Source organism: Ensifer sp., from assembly GCF_035999135.1.
Lineage (GTDB): Bacteria > Pseudomonadota > Alphaproteobacteria > Rhizobiales > Rhizobiaceae > Ensifer.
Window position 1 is genome coordinate 124,362 of the sequence record NZ_DASYGZ010000148.1, and the last position, 22,462, is coordinate 146,823.

18 protein-coding genes are annotated in these 22,462 nt (G+C 63.3%); 1 reads left to right on the forward strand and 17 read right to left on the reverse strand.

The window, feature by feature from the left end:
- Nucleotides 1-32 precede the first annotated feature (32 nt).
- The 11 genes from VGO12_RS19915 to VGO12_RS19965 form a co-directional block, all read right to left on the reverse strand.
- Nucleotides 33-1,340, reverse strand: coding sequence for a CynX/NimT family MFS transporter (locus VGO12_RS19915; protein WP_327514491.1), 1,308 nt, complete (start codon nucleotides 1,338-1,340; stop codon nucleotides 33-35).
- Entirely contained in the window at nucleotides 1,337-2,011 is a 675-nt protein-coding gene (locus tag VGO12_RS19920) for a FadR/GntR family transcriptional regulator (RefSeq protein WP_327514512.1), read from the reverse strand. The genes VGO12_RS19915 and VGO12_RS19920 overlap by 4 nt, the downstream gene beginning before the upstream one ends.
- A gap of 769 nt (nucleotides 2,012-2,780) precedes the next feature.
- Complete coding sequence (locus VGO12_RS19925) at nucleotides 2,781-3,122, reverse strand: slr1659 superfamily regulator (RefSeq protein ID WP_327498264.1); 342 nt, start codon at nucleotides 3,120-3,122, stop codon at nucleotides 2,781-2,783.
- A gap of 13 nt (nucleotides 3,123-3,135) precedes the next feature.
- Complete coding sequence (locus VGO12_RS19930) at nucleotides 3,136-3,696, reverse strand: slr1658 superfamily regulator (RefSeq protein WP_327514492.1); 561 nt, start codon at nucleotides 3,694-3,696, stop codon at nucleotides 3,136-3,138.
- 4 nt (nucleotides 3,697-3,700) lie between these two features.
- Nucleotides 3,701-6,061: a SpoIIE family protein phosphatase gene (locus VGO12_RS19935; protein ID WP_327514493.1), complete on the reverse strand. Its 2,361-nt coding sequence runs from the start codon at nucleotides 6,059-6,061 to the stop codon at nucleotides 3,701-3,703.
- Complete coding sequence (locus VGO12_RS19940; protein ID WP_327514494.1) at nucleotides 6,058-7,236, reverse strand: class I SAM-dependent methyltransferase; 1,179 nt, start codon at nucleotides 7,234-7,236, stop codon at nucleotides 6,058-6,060. The genes VGO12_RS19935 and VGO12_RS19940 overlap by 4 nt, the downstream gene beginning before the upstream one ends.
- Complete coding sequence (locus tag VGO12_RS19945; RefSeq protein ID WP_327514495.1) at nucleotides 7,233-7,751, reverse strand: ubiquinone biosynthesis methyltransferase UbiE; 519 nt, start codon at nucleotides 7,749-7,751, stop codon at nucleotides 7,233-7,235. Before VGO12_RS19945 ends, VGO12_RS19940 begins: the two co-directional genes overlap by 4 nt.
- A gap of 145 nt (nucleotides 7,752-7,896) precedes the next feature.
- Nucleotides 7,897-9,573 (reverse strand): putative bifunctional diguanylate cyclase/phosphodiesterase, encoded by a 1,677-nt coding sequence (locus VGO12_RS19950; RefSeq protein ID WP_327514496.1) that lies wholly within the window; start codon nucleotides 9,571-9,573, stop codon nucleotides 7,897-7,899.
- Nucleotides 9,574-10,112: 539 nt separating this feature from the next.
- Nucleotides 10,113-11,909, reverse strand: a complete 1,797-nt coding sequence (gene ade / locus VGO12_RS19955) for an adenine deaminase (RefSeq protein ID WP_327514497.1) — start codon at nucleotides 11,907-11,909, stop codon at nucleotides 10,113-10,115.
- A gap of 70 nt (nucleotides 11,910-11,979) precedes the next feature.
- Nucleotides 11,980-13,380, reverse strand: coding sequence for an NCS2 family permease (locus VGO12_RS19960; RefSeq protein WP_327514498.1), 1,401 nt, complete (start codon nucleotides 13,378-13,380; stop codon nucleotides 11,980-11,982).
- Between the two features lie 61 nt (nucleotides 13,381-13,441).
- Entirely contained in the window at nucleotides 13,442-15,241 is a 1,800-nt protein-coding gene (locus tag VGO12_RS19965; protein ID WP_327514499.1) for an adenine deaminase, read from the reverse strand.
- A gap of 111 nt (nucleotides 15,242-15,352) precedes the next feature.
- On the opposite strand from VGO12_RS19965, the gene VGO12_RS19970 reads away from it, so the two are divergent.
- Nucleotides 15,353-16,294, forward strand: a complete 942-nt coding sequence (locus tag VGO12_RS19970) for a LysR family transcriptional regulator (RefSeq protein WP_327514500.1) — start codon at nucleotides 15,353-15,355, stop codon at nucleotides 16,292-16,294.
- Here VGO12_RS19970 and VGO12_RS19975 read toward each other — a convergent pair.
- The 6 genes from VGO12_RS19975 to VGO12_RS20000 form a co-directional block, all read right to left on the reverse strand.
- Entirely contained in the window at nucleotides 16,284-17,249 is a 966-nt protein-coding gene (locus tag VGO12_RS19975; RefSeq protein ID WP_327514501.1) for a pyridoxal-phosphate dependent enzyme, read from the reverse strand. The two genes, VGO12_RS19970 and VGO12_RS19975, sit on opposite strands and share 11 nt — an antisense overlap.
- Nucleotides 17,250-17,269: 20 nt before the next feature.
- A complete protein-coding gene (locus tag VGO12_RS19980; protein WP_327514502.1) occupies nucleotides 17,270-18,223 on the reverse strand; it encodes an ornithine cyclodeaminase family protein in 954 nt (317 codons plus the stop codon).
- Nucleotides 18,220-18,831 (reverse strand): helix-turn-helix transcriptional regulator, encoded by a 612-nt coding sequence (locus VGO12_RS19985; RefSeq protein ID WP_327514503.1) that lies wholly within the window; start codon nucleotides 18,829-18,831, stop codon nucleotides 18,220-18,222. The genes VGO12_RS19980 and VGO12_RS19985 overlap by 4 nt, the downstream gene beginning before the upstream one ends.
- Before the next feature lie 151 nt (nucleotides 18,832-18,982).
- Nucleotides 18,983-20,491, reverse strand: a complete 1,509-nt coding sequence (locus tag VGO12_RS19990; protein WP_327514504.1) for a tripartite tricarboxylate transporter permease — start codon at nucleotides 20,489-20,491, stop codon at nucleotides 18,983-18,985.
- Between the two features lie 24 nt (nucleotides 20,492-20,515).
- A complete protein-coding gene (locus tag VGO12_RS19995) occupies nucleotides 20,516-20,974 on the reverse strand; it encodes a tripartite tricarboxylate transporter TctB family protein (protein ID WP_327514505.1) in 459 nt (152 codons plus the stop codon).
- Between the two features lie 135 nt (nucleotides 20,975-21,109).
- Nucleotides 21,110-22,078, reverse strand: a complete 969-nt coding sequence (locus tag VGO12_RS20000) for a Bug family tripartite tricarboxylate transporter substrate binding protein (RefSeq protein ID WP_327514506.1) — start codon at nucleotides 22,076-22,078, stop codon at nucleotides 21,110-21,112.
- Nucleotides 22,079-22,462 lie beyond the last annotated feature (384 nt).

The window sequence follows — 22,462 nt, forward strand, 5'->3', positions numbered from 1 at the left end:
GCGGGGCCTGCCCTAAGACCGCGGGCGACCGCCTATGGGCGTTCGTCGAGCCGGATCGTTCGCGCCCCGACGTGCAGCGCCCGGCCGGCGCCCATGCCCATGATCGCCACGCCGAGGCCGAGCGCCAGGAAGAGAATGCCGCTTGCGGCAAAACTGCCGGTCCAGCTGCGGATGAAGCCGACGAGCAGCGGGCCGATGGCGGCAAGCACATAGCCGACCCCTTGAGCCATTCCGGAGAGGTGGGCCGCGACATGGGAATCCGGCGAGCGCAGCACGATCAGTGTCATGGCCGCGGCGATCAGGCCGCCCTGTCCGATGCCTTGCAGCACCGCCCAGACGAGAACCGTCGACAACGGCGCAAAAAGGATGCCGAGAAGCGCGGTGACGGCGGCAGCGGCAAGTGCCACGCAGACGGCGCGCTGGTCGCGGCGGCGGATGGCGAAGGAGGGGACGAGCAGGCAGGTGACGACCTGCATCATGATCGACGCCGACACGACGGCGCCGGCCGTTGCCGCGTCGAGGCCACGCTCCCTGAGGATCGGCGCCATCCAGCCGAAGACGCAATAGGCGAGTGCCGACTGCAGCCCCATGAACAGCGTGACCTGCCAGGCCAGCCTGTCGCGCCAAAGGCCGACGACGCGGAAGCCTGTGTGGCGCGCCTGTGCCTTGCCGCGCAGGGCCTGCGGCGCCCAGATGAACAGAACGATCAGTGCCGGTACCGCCCAGGCCGCAAGGGCTGCCGACCAGGAGCCGGCGACATGGTGCTCGATCGAGAGCGTCAACCCGGCCGCGCCGGCAGCGCCGGCGCAGAGCGCCATCGTGTAGAGCCCGGTCATCATGGCGGCGCGGTCGGGAAAGTCCCGCTTGACCAGGCCGGGCAGCAGCACGTTGCCGATTGCGATCGCAGCGCCGGCCGCAAAGGTGGCGACGAAGAGAAGGGGAACCGAGCCGAGGCCGCGAAGCGCGGTGCCGAGCGTCAGCAGCATCAGCACGCCGAGCAACGTGCGCTCGGCGCCAAAGCGCTGGGCGAGCTTGGGCGCCAGCGGCGCAAAGAGCCCGAGGCAAAGGACCGGCAGGGTGGTCAACACGCTGGCGCCGGCGGTTGTCAGGCCGGTCGCCTGCATCACCTCCGGCAAGAGCACCGAGAGGCTCGAAAACAGCGGCCGCAGGTTGAAGGCGATCAGCACCAGGCTTGCCCCGAGCAGGATGCGCGCGCCGCGGCTCAGGGCCGGCGGCTGCGGCAAAGGCAGGCTGTCGGCCTCGGCGTCGATCAACTGGTCCTGAAGGTCGGGCTGCTCGGTCGGCTGGTCGCGGTGAGGGTCACGAAATGTCTGGTTCATTGTGAGAGCCGTTGGAGTTCATCGAGGACCGGCGCCATGAACGACCGCACGGCCGCGGCCGCCCGGTCGGGGTCGCCGGTCGCGATTGCCGCGACGATGGCCGCATGGGCGCGGTCGTCCGGTTCGGGCAGGTCGCCGTTGAGGGTGGAATGAATGGTCTCGAGGATCGCAGCGGTGAAAAAGTCGTAGAGTTCGAGGATCGCCCTGTTGCCCGATGCCTCGACGATCGAGCGGTGGAAGGCGATGTCGCGCTGGCCAAAGGCCTCTCGTCCGCCGTCGTGCACCGTTCCCCGCGCGTTCAACAGCCGGGTCATGCGCTCAAGATCGAGCGGCGTGTGGCGAAGTGCCGCCAGGCGCGCCGCTTCGACGTCGAGCGCTGCGCGCGCCTCCCACTGGTCGCGCAGACCGCTGCGCTTGACGCGGTCGAGTGCGCCCGAGGTGTCGACCGTTGAGCGGACATAGGTGCCGGAGCCCTGGCGCGCGTCGAGCAGGCCCTTTGAGACGAGAATACGAACGGCCTCGCGCACGGTGCCACGGCTGACGGCCAGCAGCTCGGTGAGCGCCGTCTCGTTGGGAATGCGCTCGCCCACGGTCCAGCGACCGCCAAGGATCTCTGCCCTCAGGCTTTCCGCCGCGCTGTCGGTCAAATTCGTGCGATTGATCGGTCTCATCATCCAATCATCAAGTCATCTGATGAATTTACGGATAAGCCTGGTTTCCCGTGGAGTCAATCGCGGCGAAAGGTAGGCGCCGACGACGGCAGGCAATTTTCTGCGCCAAGGGTGGTGAAGGCGCAAAAAGCTGAAAACACTCAGTAGCATTGTGTCCGTCACACCTGGGCGGAACATTTTCTGGGTTCGATATCATATGCCAGCCGGCCTTACAGCGCTATGGCGCCGCCATTTGCGGTCATTCTCGGGATCGTTGCTCCCAGTCTTCGTGCAGCAAGACTTGATTGCGATAAAACCGCAAAACGGCAGGAGAAGTGAGCGTTAGTTCAAACCAAGAGGCGTCAATCGTGTACGGACCTGCCCCTGTGAAGCCACATAGTTTTACAACCCCGTCACACTCCTCTTTGACGAAATGTGCCAAGTATCGATCTCACTGTCGTCGTCGTATCTTACGCTGAATTTATCCTGATCTCGATCATCAAGCTCTACGCAGTACGTTCGAGTCTTGCCGGAGAACGGCAGCGTTCGCCGACCAAAGGCAGCGACCTCGTGGTCCCATATTGTCTTCCAGTCCGGCATTTTTTACCCACGTGGTTTGTGGCGAGCATAACGGGACTAAGAAGACAACGACAATGGCCGCTTACAACACTGATAGCGCTACAGCGACCTTTGAGCTTCTGACAGGAGCGCGGCGCAGCATGACACTCGCGACGCCGTCAGGCATCGCGCGATGTCAGCACTTTTAAGGGAGGTCTGCTTGAAATCTGCCTCAGTTGAGCCTGAGGTCGAGACCGGGATGCAGCTTCTTGAGGTTCGGCAGGGATTTCGACTGCCACGGGATCTCGGACGTTCCGCGCACCGTCAGCTGCACGTTCGGGCGGTTGCGTGCCTCGATCGTCAGCTTGGCAAGCAGGTTGATCCCGGACGAATTCAGGAACTGCAGTTCGGTCAGGTCGATCGTGACATGCTCAGGCTCGGTATCGAGTACACCCATGACGGTCGAAAAGATCGGAGCATAGGCTTCCGTGCCCGGCAGCCGCATGGTGCCCTCGAAATGAATATCGTTGCCCTCGGACCAAACGCGATACTCTTCTTCGTCCTTGTTTTCCATATTCATAGGCTCATCAATTCGAGAGGTCTGGGACCGCAATGGAGGCATAGGTCTCCAGCGATGTTTCTCCGTCGTCTCCCTTGGCACCAAAAACCCAAGCGAAACGAACACCATAATCGCTCATCAGCGTCAAAAGACCAAGCCCCGAACCGCTCTTGCCGAGCCCTGTCGCGTTGGCCTCGATCCGCTCGATGAGCAGGTCGCCGGGATCGCCGTCGGAGATCTCGGAGAGCAGGTCCTGGAAGCGGACGGCGGCTTCGCTGTCGATGACATTCGACACCTTGGTGCGGAAGCTGTTGGCTTCGAGCGCCGCCTCGACCATCACCGAGCCGGACGTGCGGAACTTCACCGCGTTCTCGACCAGCTCGTTGGTGAGATAGCCGATGTTGTGTCGGACCTCGCGATAGGCATTGCGCGAGGCGCGATAGCGCAGGGCTGCAAGTTCGGCAACAAAGTCCGAAGCCATCGCGCAGTGCTTCCAGCTCAAGTCGAGCGGCCCGTCATAAAGGCGCAGCCGCGTCATTCTTTGATGGGCACCGAGCGTCAGGTCCGCCATTCCGTAGAGCGTGGTCATCTGATCACCTGTGTCTCATGACGACGAGCGTGATGTCGTCATATATCTTCTGCTTGCCGATATGCGCCATCAGATCTTCGATGATGCCCGATTTGACGTCTTCGGCGCTCTGTCCGTAGAACTTCCCGGCGCTTTCGCATAGCCGCTCAATGCCGAACAGTTCGCCCTTGGCGTTCACTGCTTCCGTCACACCGTCCGTGTGCAGCACGATCATGTCGCCGTGGCCAAAGGAAATTTCCCGCGTCGCAACGAAGCGCGAAATATCGGATTCGAGCCCGATCGGCAGGCCGAGGTCGAGGGTGTCGATCCGCTCCACTTCGGCGCCCTTGCGCACGATGATCAGTTCCTCGTGCTGCCCCGAAAGCGTCAGCCGGTCGCCTTCGAAATCGAGGAAGGCGAGCGAAAGATGCTTGTCCGTATTGGTGCGCACGATGTTCTTGTAGATCGCCCGGTTGAGGCGATTGAGGAATTCGTGCGGGTCCATCTCGCCCGCTTCCTGCAGCGCGCGGGCAACCGACTGAACCATCAGCATCAAGACGCCGCTTTCAAGCCCGTGGCCCGTCACGTCGCCGATGCCGATTTTCAGCCGTTCGCCGTCGCGAAGCACGTCGTAGTAGTCGCCACCGACCTCGTCGGCCGGTCGCATATAGGCGGCAATTTCGAGATCGGCGATCTCGGCAAGCTCGCCGGCCTTGGGCAGCACCATCATCTGGATCTGCTTGGCGACGGCAAGTTCGGCGCCGAGGCGCAGGTTCTCGCTGCGCAACTGCGTGTTCAGCGTTGAAATCTGCTGATTGGCGTCTTCGAGCTGCTTGGTGCGCTCGGTCACCAGGTTTTCGAGGTTCTCGGTGTGATAGCTGATCTCTTCCGCCATGCGGTTGAAGGCGATGCCTGCTTCCCCCACCTCGTCGCGAGTCGTGATCGGTACCCGGACGGAATAGTCCTTGGCCTCGATGCGGGTCGCAGCGCCGGCAAGCGAACTGATGCCGCGGGTCACGCGCTTGGAAATGCCGATCACGGCCAGCGTCACGAACAGCAGCGAGGCGAGCAGGGCCAGGATCTGGTAGATCAGGATGCGGTTGGTGGCCTCGGAAATACCGGCCTGCGCCGCAAACAGCGACGCATAGATCTCGCGCTCCGGCACGACGATACCGATTGCCATGGTCTCCCGGCGCACCGGTCCCGACACCCAGAAGTTTTCCGGCTCCAGCTGCTTCGACAAGATGAGGTAAGGGACCTTCTCGCCGACTTCGTCAAGCAGCACGCGCTGAACGGCGCCGTCGCCGCTAAGCTGCAGTCCGGCGATCGCGGGCTGCACGCTGCGGCGCAGCGAGCGCTCGAGCCCGGTAACGCCCTGGCCACCGGTGTCGCTCGAGCGTTGCAGGCCGATGACCTTTTCGCCGACGGGATTGATGGCGAGCACGTTGCCGTCCGACATCGCCAGGAAGCCGAAGCCGCTGTCGCCGACCTTGACGCTTTCGACCACCTCGGCCAGCTGGTCGAGGGTGATATCGGCACCCGCAGCGCCGGCAACGGTCTTGCGATCCTTCGACCAGAGCGGCTGGAAGAAGCTGACGATCAGCTTGCCGGTGATGGCATCGGTATAGGGTGCGGTCTGGGTCGTGTCGTTCGGAACCGGTCGATGACCCGGGTTCTGGGCCCATTCCTGCCAGGATTCATAGATGCCGGGGAAGAAGAACGTCCAGAATTCCGCCTCGTTGTGACCCGGGTAGAGGCGGTCGAAAGTCTGCGCCTGCTCGGTATAGGGGGCCGTGCGGAAAATCGGCCGTTCGCGCGGGCCGATATAATACATCTGCAGCTTGGAGCGGCCGCTTGCCAGCAAACTCGGCGCAACGAGATCGAGCACCGCGCTGTTTTCGATGTCGGCCTGGACATCCGGCAAGGGGCGATGGTCCGCTCCGAGCAGATATCCCCAGACGCTGACGACCGAGGGGGAGCCGGGAAGGTTCTGCGCCCAGCCGCCCTTGGCGTCGTAGGTGACGGAGATCGCGCCCGGGGCAGCGCGCGCCATGGCTCCGCCGACTTCGGCGTCGCGCGTCGGGTTGTCGATCTGGCCCTGAAGCACGCCTGCGAGTGTACCGACGTCGGTATGGACCTGGCCGATCAGAAGATTGACGCGGGCGACCGTCGATTCCGCGTAGGATCGCATGTAGTCCTGGTTGGCCTTCTGCAGGCCCTGGCCGACTTCGGTCGCAGCATCGCGCGACAGCCGCTGCACGTTCCAAAGCGCAAGCCCGCCGGTGACCAAAAGGTCGAAGAGCACGGCTCCGCCAACCACCAGCACGAATTTGGCGCGAAACGATCTCAAACCGAAGCGGGGGCGTTGTTCCTCCACAGCGCTCATACCGGCTTCCGTCCAGACGCCGCCCAGATCGGCCAGCCGGCGTAACCCTTCGGGTGAAGTGCCGCGAAGATGTGGTCGCGGAAGCCCTGGCGAAAGCGCTCGATGAACTCGGGCGAATCGCCGCGTTTCACTGCCATCTCACCGGCATAGACGTTTTCCCAGGCGGCGATCATGTCGGCAAAATCCTGCGGGTCGCCGTCGAGATTGGTGACCATGAAGGATTCGACCAAGATATCGTCGAAACCGGCATCGGCGAGATAACGCCGGCTTTTCGGCCCAAGCTCGACGTCCATTTCGAAATGGCTGAACAGCTTGGCGACTTCGGTGTAGGTCCACTGAATGCTGTTGGCGCGGGGCTCGCCGAGGCAGTGCGAATTCTTCTCGTTCGTGATGTAGACGCGACCGCCCGGTTTGCAGATCCGGAAGAGCTCCTTCAACAGCAGTTCCGGATGGTTGAAGATCTGCAGCGAGTGGCGGCAGGTGACGAAATCGAACTGATTGTCCTCGATCAGCATCTCGGAGGCATCGCCGAAGGTGTATTCGATGCCAGTCACGCCGAAGTCGGAGGCGACCTTGCGCGCATAGGCGAGGCTCGCGCGTGAGTGATCGAGAGCGACGATGCGCCCCGGCTCGAATTCTTTCTGGACGAGAACCGCAAAGTCGCCGATGCCGCAGCAGATATCGGCCATGGCGATGCCCGGCCGCATGCCGTGTCGCGGCAGAATATCGCGCTCATGGCGCCAGGTCATTTTGGTCTGGGTTCTAAGGATCGGAATGAAGCTCGTATCCTCGACGAAGCTTTGTCCCGGGTAGAACATCGAATCGTAGACCTCGACGGAGATCTGCGGCTCGATCGTGCTCAGGTGCCGGAACATGCGCGTCGTCCACCCGACGACGCTCGAGGTGATGATGATCAGCCTCAAGTCCGATCGCTCGCGGCAGGCGTCGAGTGCGACCCGGATAAAGGCCTGGAAGGCCGTGTTGTTCATCTGGATCAGGCGCTTCACGTCGATGTAGAGAACGCCCTTCACCGCGTCGATCGCGTCACGCAGCGCATGGATGCTTTCGGCGATCTCGTCGATCGACCGCGGCCGGATCGTGCCCGCGAGGGAAAAGATCTGGCTGTTCGGGTCGAATGCGACTTTGAAGCGTTGCGGAAGGCTCGCGGCGATCAACTGACCATCCCTTCGAGCGGCAGGTCCACGATCAGCATGATGGCTGGCGCCGCGGCTTCGTCGAGCCGCAGCCGCGCGTCATAATTGACGGCGAGGTCGAGGAGAACCGACTCCCTGCTCGGGGCGAGGTCGTTGGAAATGGCGTCGAGATAACGGGCCTGGGCGTCGCTGTCACGGGTCTTGGAAACGGCCTCGCGATAGTAGCGCGCCTGGCCCGGGGGGCACGGGAAACTCAGCTGGACACGCTCGGTCGCCCCCTGGCGATAGATCGACACGCCCATCTTGCCATCGGTGGTGCCGCCGCGGAAGGACACTTCCAGAAGCTCGTTGAGGGCGGACGAGAAGAAGTTCGAGTGACGGACCGGATCGGTCCGATTGTGGCTGATCATCCGGGCAAGATAGCTCGAGACATGGTCGCAATGGTGCCAGTCCGATAGGAATGTCTCCATCTCCATATCGAACTGAAGCAAGGGCTCGAAAGCCGCTTCCGTGGTTTCAATGACGCTTGCACCCATGCCGCATTGTCCTCCGCACGCCGAACTCTGCCACGGCCATAAGGCACTTTCTATAATGATTTCTAACGACGCAATCCCGGGATTTCGCACCGGACAACCCAGGTTTTGCGCTGCGAGCGCTGTCGCGCAACGCACAGATGTGAAGCTACAACGTTGCCATCGCCGACGAACGCCGAAGGTAGGCGCCGATCGCGTCTGCCGGCATCGGCATGCCGAGGAAGTAGCCCTGCAACCGGTCGCATCCCTCCTTGCGCAGCCAGACCGCCTGACCCACCGTTTCCACGCCTTCGGCGGTCACGCGCATGCCGAGACCATGCGCCAGTCCGATGATCGATCGAACGATCGTCTGGCTCTTCTCGTCGTTCTCCAGGTCCTTGATGAAATAGCGATCGATCTTGATCGTATCGAAGGGGAAGTTCTTGAGGTAGCTGAGCGAGGAATAAAACGTGCCGAAGTCGTCGAGTGAAATCTGGATGCCGAGCACATTGAGGGTGTTCAGCGTATCCAGATTGTTTGTCGTGCGTTCGAGAAGCACTGATTCGGTGACTTCAAGCTCGAGCCGGTCGGCTCTCAGGCCCGCCATGTCGAGCGCCTGGGCGATCCGGTCCGTCAGGCCCTCCTTCAGGAACTCCGCCGGCGAGAGGTTGACGGCGACGGTGAAGTGCGACGGCCAGGTGGCAGCCTGCCGGCAGGCTTCTTCCAGCACCCATTGACCGATCTCGTTCATGAGGCCGTCGGCCTCGGCCATCGGAATGAAGACATTGGGCGGTATCGTGCCGACCAGCGGATGATGCCAGCGCACAAGCGCCTCGAAGCCGACGATCGAAAACGGCGGCTCGACCAGCGGCTGGTACTCGATGGAAAACTGCCGGTCCTGAAGCGCCGTGCGCAGGCTTCGCCGCAACATCTCGCGCTGTTCCAACACGATCAGCATGGAGCGGCTGAAGGTTTTCGCCCGGCCTCGGCCGTCCTTCTTGGCGGCGTAGAGGGCGATGTCGGCCGCCTTCATCAGCTGCTCGATCTCGTTGCCATCGTGCGGGGCAATGGCGATACCGATGCTGGCGCCGACGAAGACCGTGATGCCGTCGATGGTGAAGGGTTCCTGGAACGCCTGGACCAAGGCTTCGGCGAGGTATTCGGCGTCGGACGGCTGGTCGCTGTGGCGCTGGATCACCGCGAACTCGTCGCCGGCCAGGCGATAGGCGACCTCGCCGTCGCGCAGTGCGCCGCGGATGCGTTCGGCCGCCATTTTCAGGACGGCGTCGCCGGCGCCGTGGCCGAGCGTATCGTTGACCGGCTTGAAATCGTCGAGGTCGATCTGCATCAGCGCCAGCTTTTCGCCGGGAGTCGGCAGGATGTTTTGCAGGTCGTCGCTGAATTGCCGCCTGTTGGGCAGCCCCGTCAGCACGTCGTGGGTCGCCTGGTGGAGCAGAAGCGCGCGCTCGCTCTCGCCGTGGCTGCCGACCTCGCGGCGGGTCGAGCGTCCGCTGGTTTCGAGTACCCCGATGCCGCGCATGGCGCGAAAGACGAGCAGCGTGCGTCGTGACTTTGTGGCCGCGTCGATGACTTCGACACTGCGCGGAACGCCGTTTGCGACCACGGCCTCGACCGTTGCCTTGGATACAGGCGCAAGCAGTTCGGGATAGAGGTGCCAGAGCGTCGCGTCGACCAGCGTGCCGACCTCATAGGTCTCCTGCAGCGCGGACGAGGCGCTGGTCAGGTGAAAGGCTTCGTCATAGAACGAAAGAACTTCGTCCGGGTGTGCCGCGACGGGATCTTGCACTGAAGCTGAAGCAGACAAGGATGCATCAGTATCCGGCATGCGTGCCTTTGCCTTTCTGTTTCGATCTGGTTCCAGGGGCGCCCGCTCGTGCTGCCCACCGGTCCGTCTCGTCCTTCACCAAAGCTATCGCGCAGCTTGTCCGGGTCAATGCCGTTGCCCGAGCGTCGGATATAGCCTGTGGAAACCTCGCATTGAAGCGTCGGGAACGTGATGCGGTACCCTTTGCCCTACACGGTTGTATATAAGCTCCTTCTTGTATCATTTGCCATCATTGCATGCAATTTGGAGCAGCCCCGTTCGGGGCGTGACGAGGCGATCGGTCGCCCTGTTTCAATGTGGGACGATGCTGTTCAACGGATCTTGGCGTCAATTGCGTTTCTGAAAGGGCAGGTCGGGTCACCATCGGGCCGGACAATCGGGACGATTGTTTCCGCTTAGGCATTGATTAACCATAGGCGGAGATTTCCGGGGATCGCAGGCGTATCGCCTCCCGCGTCGAACCCTGCGGCACGAACCGGCGCACCGAAAGGGACGAAAACGAGCGGCCGCCGTCTGCCGGCGGCCGACTCACGGCATGCCTAGCGCGTGCTCAACACCACATCGGTCTTCTGGAACGTGCGGACATCGATCAGGCCCTTGTCCGAAATCCGCAGTTCCGGGATGACGACAAGCGCCAGCAGCGAGTGCTGCATATAGGCGTTGTTCAGCCGGCAGCCGCAGGCGCGCATCGCCTCGACGATGGCGGCAGCCTTCTCGGCGACGATCTCGGCGCGTTGATCCGACATCAGACCGGCGACCGGCAGTTCGACGAGCGCCAGTTCGCTGCCCTCCTTGATGACGACGATGCCGCCGCCGACCTCCTGCAGGCGGTTGGCGGCTAACGCCATGTCGGTCTTGCTGGTGCCGACGACGATCATGTGGTGGCTGTCGTGCGCCACGGTGCTGGCGATCGCGCAATCGCTGTCGTAGCCGAAGCCAGAGACGAAAGCATTGACGACGTCGCCGGTGCCGCGGTGGCGTTCGACGAGCGCGATCTGGCAGATGTCGTTGTTGCGGTCCATCTGCACGAGACCGTTCTCGATCGCGACCTCGGCCTCAAGCGCCCGCGTCGGCGCCTGGTTTTCGACGACGCCGATCACGTTGACGCGTGCTCGCGTCGCCCGCGCATTCGACGGGATGTCAAAATCCCTGCCTGCAAGCACCCGACCGAGATGGACCGTGTTGCGGGCGCTTTCCGGGTAGACATAGGCCGGGATCTCGCGAACGAGCGTGCCGCCTTCGGCCATCAGTTCGCCGCGGGCAAAGACCATCTCGATCGGCAGGCTCGCGAGATCCGAGGTCACGATCATGTCCGCCCGACGACCGGGTGCGATGGAGCCGATTTCGCGCTCCAGGCCGAAATGCTGGGCGGTGTTGAGCGTTGCCATCTGGATGGCCGTGATCGGCTTTAGTCCTTGCGCGATCGCGTGGCGGACAACGCGGTTCATGTGACCCTCATGAACCAGCGTGCCGGAATGGCTGTCGTCGGTGCAAAGCAAGAAATTGCGCGGGTCGAGACCGGATTCGGTGATCGCCTTGACCTGCGCGGCCACATCGAACCAGGCCGAGCCGAGGCGCAGCATGGCGCGCATGCCCTGGCGCACGCGGGCGATCGCGTCTTCGGCGGTCGTGCCCTCGTGGTCGTCGGCCGGGCCGCCGGCGGCATAGGCATGGAACTCGCGGCCGAGATGCGGCGAGGCATAGTGCCCGCCCACGGTCAGCCGGGCGTCCTGGGTGGCCGCGATCTCGGCCATCATTTTCGGGTCGTTGCCGGCCACGCCCGGAAAATTCATCATCTCGCCAAGACCGATGACGTTCGGCCAGCTCAAAGCCTCGGCGACGTCATGCGCCGAAAGCTCGGCGCCGGCTGTCTCGAGCCCCGGCGCGCTCGGCACGCAGCTCGGCACCTGGACGCGCACGTTGATCGGCAGGCCCTGCGCTTCCTCGTTCATCAGCCTGACGCCATCAAGGCCGAGCACGTTGGCGATCTCGTGCGGGTCGATGAACATGGTGGTGGTGCCGTGCGGGATCACCGCGCGGGCAAATTCGGTGACGGTGACGAGACCGCTTTCGACATGCATATGCGCGTCGCAAAGGCCGGGCACGAGATAGCGGCCGCCCGCATCGACGACCTTGGTGTCCGCGCCGATCGTGTGGCTCGCGTCCGGGCCGACATAGGCGAAGCGGCCGGCTTTGACGGCGATATCGGTGCCGGGAATGATCTCGCCGGAATAGACGTTGACCCACTTGCCGTTGCGGATCACCAGATCGGCCGGCTTGCGGCCCATGGCGACGTCGACCAGTTCGGGTGCGGTTCTCGACCAGGATTGAAGCATGTTTGTTTCCTTCGGATGAGGCAGCGTCGGTGCCCCCGTTTCAAACGATGGAACGAGGGCGCCGGGACGTTTACTGAGTCTGGGCGACGAGCGCTGCGGCGAGCAGTGCCACGAACCACATGACCGGTCTTACATCGCGCGCCCGGCCGCAGACCAGCTTGATCAGCACATAGGCGATGATTGAAAGCGACAGGCCGAGCGTGATCGAGAAGGTGAGCGGGATCAACACGATCGCGAGGAACGCCGGGATCGCCTCGTCGAGCGCGCTCCAGCGGATGTTGCTGATCGGCTCGGACATGAAGAGGCCGGTCAGGATCAGCACCGGTGCTGTGGCAACCGCCGGCACCAGCGACAGCAGCGGCGACAGGAACAGGAAGGGTAGGAACAGCAGGCCCGCAACCAGTGCGACGAGGCCGGTGCGGCCGCCCTGCTGAATGCCGGCGCCGGATTCGAGATAGACGGTCGCCGGGCTTGTGCCGAGCGGGGCCGAGATCAGGGCTGCGATCGCATCGACATGCATCGATTCCTTGATGTTGCGCGGCATGCCGGTCTCGTCCTTGAGGTCGGCGGCTTCCGCAAGGCCGAGGAAGGTCGAGAGCGCCTCGATGAAGTTGGTGAACAGGAAGACGAAGATGAACGGCAGGTAGATCAGGTTCAGCGCGCCGATAAGGTCGATCTGGCCGACGAAGCTGAAATCGGGTGCTGCCGAGATGCCGCTCCAGTTGACCAGCGTGTGCACGTCGGGCGTCTCCGGCCAGAAGGCGCTGCCATCGCCCCACCAGCGGCCGATCGGGATCGAGAGAATGGTGGTCAAGATCATGCCGGCCATCATGGCGCCCGGAACGCGCCTCACCACCAGGGCGACCGTCAGCACGAAGCCGGCGATGAAGGTGAGGGTGACAGGGTTGAACTGGGTCAGGCCGACGATGGTGTCGGGGTTGGCGACGATGAATTTGGCGTTTTCCAGGCCGATCAAGGCAATGAACAGGCCGATGCCGCAGGCAATGCCATAGCGCAGATCGACCGGGATTGCCTCGATGATCGTCTGGCGCAGGTTGAAGAAGGCCATGACGGTAAAGAGCACGCCGGCCCAGAAGACGCAGCCAAGCGCGACCTCGAGCGGCACCTTGGCGCCGACCACCATGGTGTAGGCAAAGAGCGCGTTGATGCCCATGCCGGGTGCCACCAGGATGGGGCTGCGCGCGTAAAGCCCCATGGCGCAGCTGCCGATGAAGCTGACGAGTACCGTCGCCGTCACGCCTGCGGAGAACGGAATGCCTGCATGCGCAAGGATCGACGGGTTGACGACGATGACGTAAGAGGCGGCGAGGAAGGTCGTCAGCCCCGCAAGGATTTCGGTGCGCACGGTCGAGCCGAAGCGCGAGATCTGGAAGTAGCGGTCGAGAAGGTCGTGGAGCCAGGATCCCCCCGAGCTCGGTGCCGCCTTCACGGTCTTGTCCTGAATGTTCATTTTGTTCCCCTTTTTTGAAATGGCGGAGGGGGCCGGCATGACCGGCCCCCTCCTTCAGATCTTACTCCGCGGCTTCGGCACGCTCGTCTCCGCTTGCGGGCGAGAACGGCGAGATCACCTTCAGCCCGACGCAATCGACAACGCCAAGGTCGGTGATCGCATATTCTGGGATCGCCGTGATCTGCAACACGAACATGTACATGAAGGGCCAGGGCAGCGGGCATCCGAGCGCGCGGGCCGCATCGTCGAGCTCATCTTCCAGCGCCGCCATCTCTGCCGGCTCGATGTCGGAGACGATGCCGCCGATCGGCAGATGCAGGAAGGCTTCGACCTTGCCGTTCCGCACCACCACCTGGCCGCCATTGTTGGCGATCAGGTGGTTGATGGCGACGCGCATGTCCTCAAGATCGGCGCCGATGCAGATGATGTTGTTGTCATCAGGCGCGGTGGAGCTGGCGATCGCGCCTTCCTTGAGGCCGAAGCCGGAGGTGAAGGCGACCGGGCGGTTGCTTGTCTTGCCGTAGCGCTCGACGACGGTGACATACTGCACGTCCTTGGCGGGATCGGCGAACACCTGGCCGTCCTTGGCGGCAAGGGTGACGTCACGGCGGGTGCGCACGAAGATCTTCTCCGGCGTGACGGCGATCGCCATGGCCTCGGCCGTATCGCCCGCCCCATCGTAGGCGACCTTCAGGTCGCCGGGCTGGAGCGGTTTCACCTTGACCGAGTTGAGGAGGGCGACGCTGCGCTCGGGCGGCGTCAGTTCGATCGCCATCTTGCCATCGCGGGCGACCACCTCGCCCTTGGCGACGACGGTTTCGATGTTGAAATTCCTGAGGTCGTCGATGAGCAGGATGTCGGCTGCGCGGCCGGGCGAGATCGAGCCGACCTTGTCGTCGATCCTGAGCGCATCGGCGCCGTTGATCGTCGCCATCTGGATTGCGGCCATCGGCGAAATGCCCATGGCGATCGCCATGCGCACCATGTTGTCGAGATGGCCACGCTTCAGGATGTCGCTCGCCACCACGTCGTCGGTGCAGAAGCTGATGCGGCGGAGCGCCTTGACGCCCATTTCCGTGACGATGCGCAGGTTGTCGGAAAGGAAGTGCGAGATCGAGGATTCGCGCACGACCACATGCATGCCGGCGCGCAGCTTCTCGAGCATTTCTTCCGGCGTATAGCTTTCATGATCGGCGCGCACGCCCGACTGCTGGTAGCCGTTCAGCCGCGCGCCGCGCGTCATCGGGCAGCAGCCGAGCACCGGCAGACGGCTCTTTTCGGCGAGTTCCAACGCCGCCAGCACGTCGGCGTCTTCTTCCTGGATGAATTCGCGCACCGTCTCCCAGATGCCGACGCATTCCGGCCAGTGATGCGTCGCCTGGTGGTCCGCGGGGCTGAAATAGTGGCCGACGGTCGAGCGCGGCATGGTGTAGGGCGTCTTGCAGGGCGCGCCCCAGAAGACCTTGAGCGGCGTCTGCTTTGCTTCGTCAAGGAATTCGCGCGCCGCCGCCGGACCGCCGACGACAATGATCTGGTCGAGGCCGGTGACGATCGAGGTCGTGCCGAGCGGCACGACGGCCTTGGCGAAGCTCGTCAGCGACATCTTCGAGCATTCGACATGCAGGTGGCCGTCGATCATGCCGGGTGCAAGATACTTGCCGGTGGCCTCGACGATTTTGGTGTCGGGGCCGATATAGTCGGCGATATCGCCGACGGCGATGATGCGTTCGCCATAGATGGCGACGTCGGCCTGGTAGATCTCTTCCGACACGACGTTGATCAGCCGACCGCCGCGGATCGCCAGTGTTGCCTTGCCGCCGGTGCCGGACGCGGCGCGAATGAATTCTCTGATATCGCTCACTGGAACCTCTTCTCCCTTAGCTCCAGTGAATATTCCCAATTCCCAACCGTTTACACAATGGGCCGAAACAGGCTAATCTATGGACATATCATCCAAGATTTTGGACGAAATATGGATCTCTCGCTCATCGACTGTTTCGTGAAGGTTGCCGATTGCCGTTCGATTTCAGCGGCTTCGCGTCGTCATCGCCTGCCGAAATCGACGCTCAGCCACAAAATCCGGCAATTGGAGGATGAGTTCGGCATCGAGCTCTTCGTGCGCGAGGGTCATCAGTTGCACGTGACCGATGCAGGCGCGGAATTCCTGCGTTACGCGCGCCTCATCCAGTCGAACTGCGACGATGCAGCGACCGCCATGGCCGAAATGCGCCAGGAGGTGGCGGGTACGCTGCGGGTTGGGTCGACGGGCGAGTTCGGCACGACGATCACGTCGGAGCTGCTCTACGCCTTTCGCCAGCAATATCCGCAGGTCGCACTCGACGTCGTCTTTCTCACCTCCCGCCAGCCGTTTTCCGACGTCACCGAGCAGGCGCTCGACGGCATCTTCCACTGGGGCGAACCATCGGATGTCGACTACATCAGCCGCAGGCTTTCGGTCTCTTCCTATGGCCTGTTTGCGAGCCCCCAATACATCGCGCGCCATGGCCAGCCGGAAAACCCGGACGCGCTTGCCGGCCATCGCGGCCTCGTCTTTCGCCAGCCGACTCGGCTACAGTCCTGGTATCTGACACAGCCGGGAGAGGACGAAGTCGACCTTTTGCCGACGTCCACCTGCACCACCAACGACTACTGGACGATCAAGTATTTCGCCGTTGCCGGCGAGGGCATCGCCTATCTGCCTGATTTCTTCGTCGAGACCGAGCGGCAGGCCGGCCTGCTCGAGCCGGTGCTATCCAATTGGCGCTCGCCGCAGACGGCGATCAACCTCATCTACTCGCGCCGCCGGCACGTGTCGAAGCGCTTCAAGGCCTTCGTCGATTTCTGCATCGACTTCTATCGTGACCGCGACCGGGTGAAGATCCCGCGCTACTACGTCGAGCGGGTCAGCCTGTAACCAGTTTCGACAGCACCGCGGCGCCATCGACATTGCCGCCGCAGAGCACGATGACATTGGTCTGGCCCACGCATTTTCCGGCGACCTGGCGGAAGCCGGCAAGTGCAAGTGCTGCAGCCCCTTCCACCAGCATGTGTTCATCGAGCAGCAGGTCGCGCATCGCCGCGTCGATTTCTGCTTCGGTGCAGGTCACGACCCCATCGATCACAGTCATCGCCAGCCCCAGTGTCAGGCTGTCCTCGTCGAGACCGCCGGCGACGGCCTCGGCAAGCGTGTCCAGGTGCTCGGTTTCGACGACGCGGCCCGCCTTCATCGATGCGGCGAGGGCCGCCGAGTTCGCGGCCGAGACGCCCATGACGCGGGTGTGCGGGCTGAAACTCTTCAGCACCGAACCGATGCCGCTGATCAGTCCACCGCCGCCCATGGCAATAAAGACATTGTCGATACGTTCGGCCTGTTCGATGAGTTCGAGCGCGATGGTCGCCTGTCCGGCGATGATGTCGGCATCATTGTAGGGCGACACATAAATGAGCCTTTCTTCGACGGCGAGCCTTTGCGCGTGCCGCTCGGCAAGCCCTGCTTCCGCGCCATGGAGAATGACGTCGACGCCATAGGAGCGGATGCGTGCCAGTTTCACCGGTTTGACGATCTCTGGCAGGACCACGGTCAGCTTCTGGCCGATCGCGCTTGCCGCATGGGCAGCGCCAATGCCGTGATTGCCGGACGAGGCGGTAATGACCCGCTGATCCCTGGGCAGCGACGTCATCTTGCTGGCCGCGCCCCGGATTTTGAACGAGCCGGTCAGTTGCAGGTTTTCCGCCTTGAACAGCACGGTCGACGATGTCTGCCGCCCGATGACGCGCGACGGGACGAGCGGCGTTTCATAGATGAACGGGCGAATGCGCTGACGCGCCCTTACGGACTGGGCGGCAGTTTCGAGCACGTCCTGGTTCATGGTTCTGTTCCTTCCTCGGCTCAGAGCAGGCCGAGCGCTTCAAGCGCGGTGCGGGCGATGGCGATATCCTGCGTCGCTATCCCGGTCAGATCGGCGATGGTGATGTCCTGATCGCCGCGTCGGCCTTGCGCCGCACCGGAAATAACGGCTCCAAGGGCATTGCAACGGCCTTCGTCGATCAATCCGACCTGTGTGGCCGCAGCGAATTCGCCGTGGTCGAGGCATTGCCCCGCAAGATCGACGACGAGCCGGTCGGCGCGGGCGACGAGCGCCACATCGAGCTCCTGCTTGCCCGGCGCGTCGGCACCCATGGCGGTGATGTGGGTACCCGGTGCGATCCAGTCGGAGCGGATCAGCGGCGCCCTCGACGGTGTCGTCGTAACGATCGCATCGGAGTGGCGACACAGCGCTTCGAGATCATCCGTGGTCTCGATCGAAAGATCGAGGTCCGCAACGTCCGCCACCACTGCGGCCGCCTTGTCCGCTGACCGCCCCCAGACGCTGAACTGCAACGGGCGATCCGAGAGCGCGGCGAGCGCCCGGATCTGAATGCGCGCCTGCGTGCCTGTGCCGACGATCCCGATCCTCTGGGCATCGCTCCGCCACAGCGCCATGGTCGCGATGGCGCCGCCAATCCCCGTGCGCAAATCGGTCAGCAACCCCTTGTCGTCGAGCACCCCGACCACCGCTCCGGTCTCGGCGGAGACCGCGACCATCATGCCGTTGCTGGATGGTAGCCCCCTTGTTGGGTTGTCGTAGAAGCCGGAGGCGATCTTGACGACGAAGATCGGGTCGCCCTCGATGTAACCATACTTGACGTGACAGTCGGCGTTGCGCCCGGGAAGCGCCAGGTAGCCGACCGGCGGCAGGTTGGCGCGGCCATCTGAGACGGCAATATAGGCATCGCGAATGGCTGGTGCGGCAAGCGTCAGCAGGGGCAGGGATGCGAGCGTTTCGCGGTCGACGACAATCATTGTTCGCTCCCCTGGCTCAGATACTTGTAGACCGTCGCCCGGCCCATGCCGAGGATACGGGAGATGTAGGAAGCGGCGTTCTTGCCGCCGAAGGCGCCGTTTGTGGAAAGGGCAATCACCAGCGCCTGCTTGTCACCCCGGCTCATGGTCGAGACCGTCAGCCCGCGCGCCACCGTCCATTGCTGCACGTATTCGTTGACGCGTTCGTGCCAATCCTCCTTGAACAGGCTCTCAGGCTTGTCGCCGCTTGCTGGCACGCGGACGAGTGCGTTGAGCGTCCTCAGTGCGGCGTGAAAGTCGGAGACGTCGGCATTGATGCAGAGAACGCCGATCGCCTTGCCGGCGGCGTCGCGCAGTACGGCGCTGATCGATTTGATCGAGCGGCCGTCCCAGTTGACCTTCTCATAGGGACCGATGACCCCATCCGCATCCTTGAAGCCGATTTCGCTCAGCAGCGAAGGCTCGCCGATCTCGCGTTTGGAGAAGTTGCCGGCGATATGGACGACGGTTTCAGTTGCAAGGTCGTGCAGGACGACCTCGGCATAGGGCTGGAACAAAAGGGCGATGGCGTCGCAGACGGGGATGTGCGGGCGGAGTTCGGGCGTCACGGTCTTTTCTCGCGTTGCATGCTGACCTTAAATCACCGCAATACGTAAATGTCCATAATGGATTTAATGTCTACATATCGTTTGAAACGGCGACAGCGGCGTGCGAGGGCTCGCACGCCGCTGTCGAAGCCGTCGCCAGGGAGGCGTGGGATCAGCTCGCTTGAACGGTTTTCGCCGCTCGCGTCCGTTTCCAGCCAAGGACCAGCGGCATCAGTGCCATGGCCGCCGCAAGGATCCAAAGAATGATCGAGATCGTGCTCTGGAACAGGATCGAGACGTCGCCGCCACTGATCGCCAGCGCATTGCGCAGGTTCACCTCCATGACATGCCCAAGCACGAAGCCGAGGATGATCGGCGCCATGTCGAAGCCGGCCTTTCGAAGCAGCCAGCCGATCATGCCGATGGCAAGCATCAACAGGATCGAGAATATCGAGGCATGGGTTGAATAGACGCCGACGATCGAGAGCACGAGGATGCCGGGAACCAGGAGCCAGTTCGGTACCGTCAGCACCCGGGCAAAGATGTTGACGAGCGGCAGGTTGAGGAGCAGCAGCAGGAAATTGCCGACGAACAGCGAGGCGACGAGGCCGCCGACCACTTCCGGCCGCTCGGTGATCAACATCGGGCCCGGCTGGATGTTGTAAAGCATCAGCGCGCCGAGCATGACGGCGGTGGTGCCCGATCCCGGCACGCCGAGCGTCAGCATCGGCACGAAGGCTCCGCAGGCCGTCGCGTTGTTGGCCGCCTCCGGTGCTGCAAGCCCACGCACGTCGCCCTTGCCGAAAGTACCCTCGGTGTCGGAGATACGCTTTTCCGTGGTGTAGGACACGGCGCTCGAAACCGATGCGCCCGTGCCGGGAAGCACGCCGACGATGAAGCCGATGACCGAACCGCGCAGCGTCGCGCCGACCGATTTTCTGATGTCGTCCAGACGGGCGGTCATGCGGCCGAGATTGCGGATGACGGTGACGCCGCTTGCCTGGTGCTCGAGGATTAGCAGCGCTTCGGAAACCGAGAACAGGCCGATGACGAGGACGACGAATTCGATTCCGTCGCCAAGCTCCGGCTCGTTGAAGGTAAAGCGATAGGCGCCCGAGGTGGCGTCGAGGCCGACGGTCGCGAGCATCAGCCCGAGCGTGCAGCCGATCAGTGTCTTTACCGGCTGGCTGCCAACCATGGAGCCGAGCGTGGCGAAGGCGAAGACCATCAGCACGAAGTATTCCGCCGGGCCGAAGCCGATGGCAAGGCCCGCAAGCAGCGGAGCAAACAGCGCGAGACCGACCGCACCCAGCACGCCGCCGACGAAGGAAGACAGGCCGGAGAGCATCAGCGCCTCGCCGGCACGGCCCTGGCGTGCCATCGGATTGCCGTCGAGCGCCGTCATCACGGCGCCGGCGTCGCCCGGCACGTTGAGGAGGATCGAGGAAATGCGGCCGCCATACTCCGCGCCGCAATAGACGGCGGCGAGCAGGATCATGGTGCTTTCGGCCGGCAGGCCCATCGTATAGGCGATCGGCAGAAGCAGGGCGATGCCATTGATCGGGCCGATGGCCGGCAGGGCGCCGACGAGGGTGCCGATGAAGCAGCCGGCGAGGCCGATCAAAAGGTTCTGCATCGTCAGTGCGACGGTAAAGCCGTTCCAGAGATAATCGAGATTCATTGATTTCACTCCCTTCCCGTTCGGTCAGCCAAACAGCCGGCCGACGGGCAGATAGACATCGAGCAGATAGGCGAAAACGAACCACCAGAGGGCGGCCTGTCCAACGGCGCCAACGAGCGCGAGCCGCAGCGGCGCGCCGAAGATCCAGCCGACGCCAAGCGTCAAGAGGAAGATCGAAGCGACGAAGCCGGCGGGTTCCAGCAACAGGGCGGATGCGAGGAGCAGCAGCGGTACGGCGATGATCTTTGCCAGAAGCTGCCCGTTCGGAAAGGCCTCCGTCATACCGGGCTTGCGCAGGTGGAAGATGCAAAGCACGGCGAGAATGATTGCGAGCAAGACCGGCACGACGCGCGGTCCAAGGGGGTCCGAGGAGAAGGCATATTCGATCCGGCTGCCGCCGATGCCATAGGCAATCGCGAGGACGAGCATCAAGAGCCCGCCGATCTGGCCGATACGGCTGGAGGAGGTTGTGGTTTCTGACATGGTTCTTTTCCCGATGTTCGCGTCGCCGCGGGGAACGGGCCTTTAGAGCGGCCGAATGAGGCGACCAGCAGCGAGAGCCCGTAAAATGGTGGCAAGTATGCGGAGCAGGATATCATCCCGCTCCGCAACCGGCTCTTACATGCCGGCGTCCTTGGCGATGATCTTGAAGCGCGCCACGTCCGCCTTGACCTGCTGGTCGAAGGCGTCGCCCACCTGGGTGTATTCGTAGAGGCCGCGCGCTTCGCGCTCCTTCAGGAATTCCGGGGTCGTAACGAGCTTGGCGAAGGCGTCGGCCCACCATTTGTAATCGGCGTCCGAGACGTCCTTGCCGACATAGTAGCCGCGCCAGACGGGCCATTCGATATCGACGCCCTGTTCCTTGGCGGTCGGCACATCGGCAAGTTCGCCCGGCAGGCGGTCGGGCGCCATGACTGCCAGAACGCGGACCTTGCCGGCCGCATGATGCTTGGACATTTCCGCCGCATCGCCCGCGCCGACCTTGACGTGGCCGCCTTCGAGCGCCGTCAGCACGGCGCCGCCGCCTTCAAGGGCGACGTAGCGCATTTCTTTCGGCTCCTGGCCGGCGGCCTTTGCGAGCAGCGACCCCTTCATCCAGTCCTGCGAGCCGACGGCGCCGCCGCCGGCGACCGAGAAATCGGTCGGGCTCGCCTTGTAGGCAGCGATCAGCTCACCAAGGGTCTTGTAGGGGGAATCGGCGGCAACGACGAGCACGCCGTAGTCGGCGCCGAGCGCGCCGAGCCAGCGCACCGCTGTTTCGTCATACTGGCCGAATTTGCCCTGGGCGATCAGGAGGGCCGAGCCCGAGGACGCCGCCGTGATCAGGTTGCGGTCGCTGGCGCGCTTGCCGACGACGTGGTTGTAGGCGACGGCCCCGACGCCGCCTTCCATGTAGGTGACGGCCATCGGCTTGGAAATGAGCTTGGCTTCGAGCAGCGCATTGGCGGCAAAGCGGCAGGTCAGGTCGAAGCCGCCGCCGGGCTTGGCGCCGGCGAGGCACTCGGGTTTCGACGGCTCGGCGCCTGCAGGCGTGGCAATGGCGGCCAGGCAACCGGCTGCAATCAGCGTCAGAATTCTCTTGGTCATGGTCTCTCTCCCGTCGTCCATGATGTGTCTGTTCCCGGCAGATGTGCTGCCGCTCCCCAACCGAGACATCCAAGGTCGTGGGGGCGTCGCGAAGCATCGACGGAGCGCCTGCGCTGCCGCCTGAAAATGCCCTTGCGATGATGGTCCTCCAGACCCTGGCCGCATCTCCCGTTGTCGCGGTCAGGTTGCCCTCTTTCCTCCCCGAACCTGTCACCATGCTGTCACGGTTGCGGTTAGATCCGTCGGGTTGATCGGCGAAATCTTCCATGTCACTGCTTGCCCATGCGCATCTTTCTGGTGGAGGACACGAGGGATGTCGGGGAGGCAATCAGCCGGCGACTGGAAAAGGTCGGGCACACCGTCGATTGGCAAACGGACGGGCAA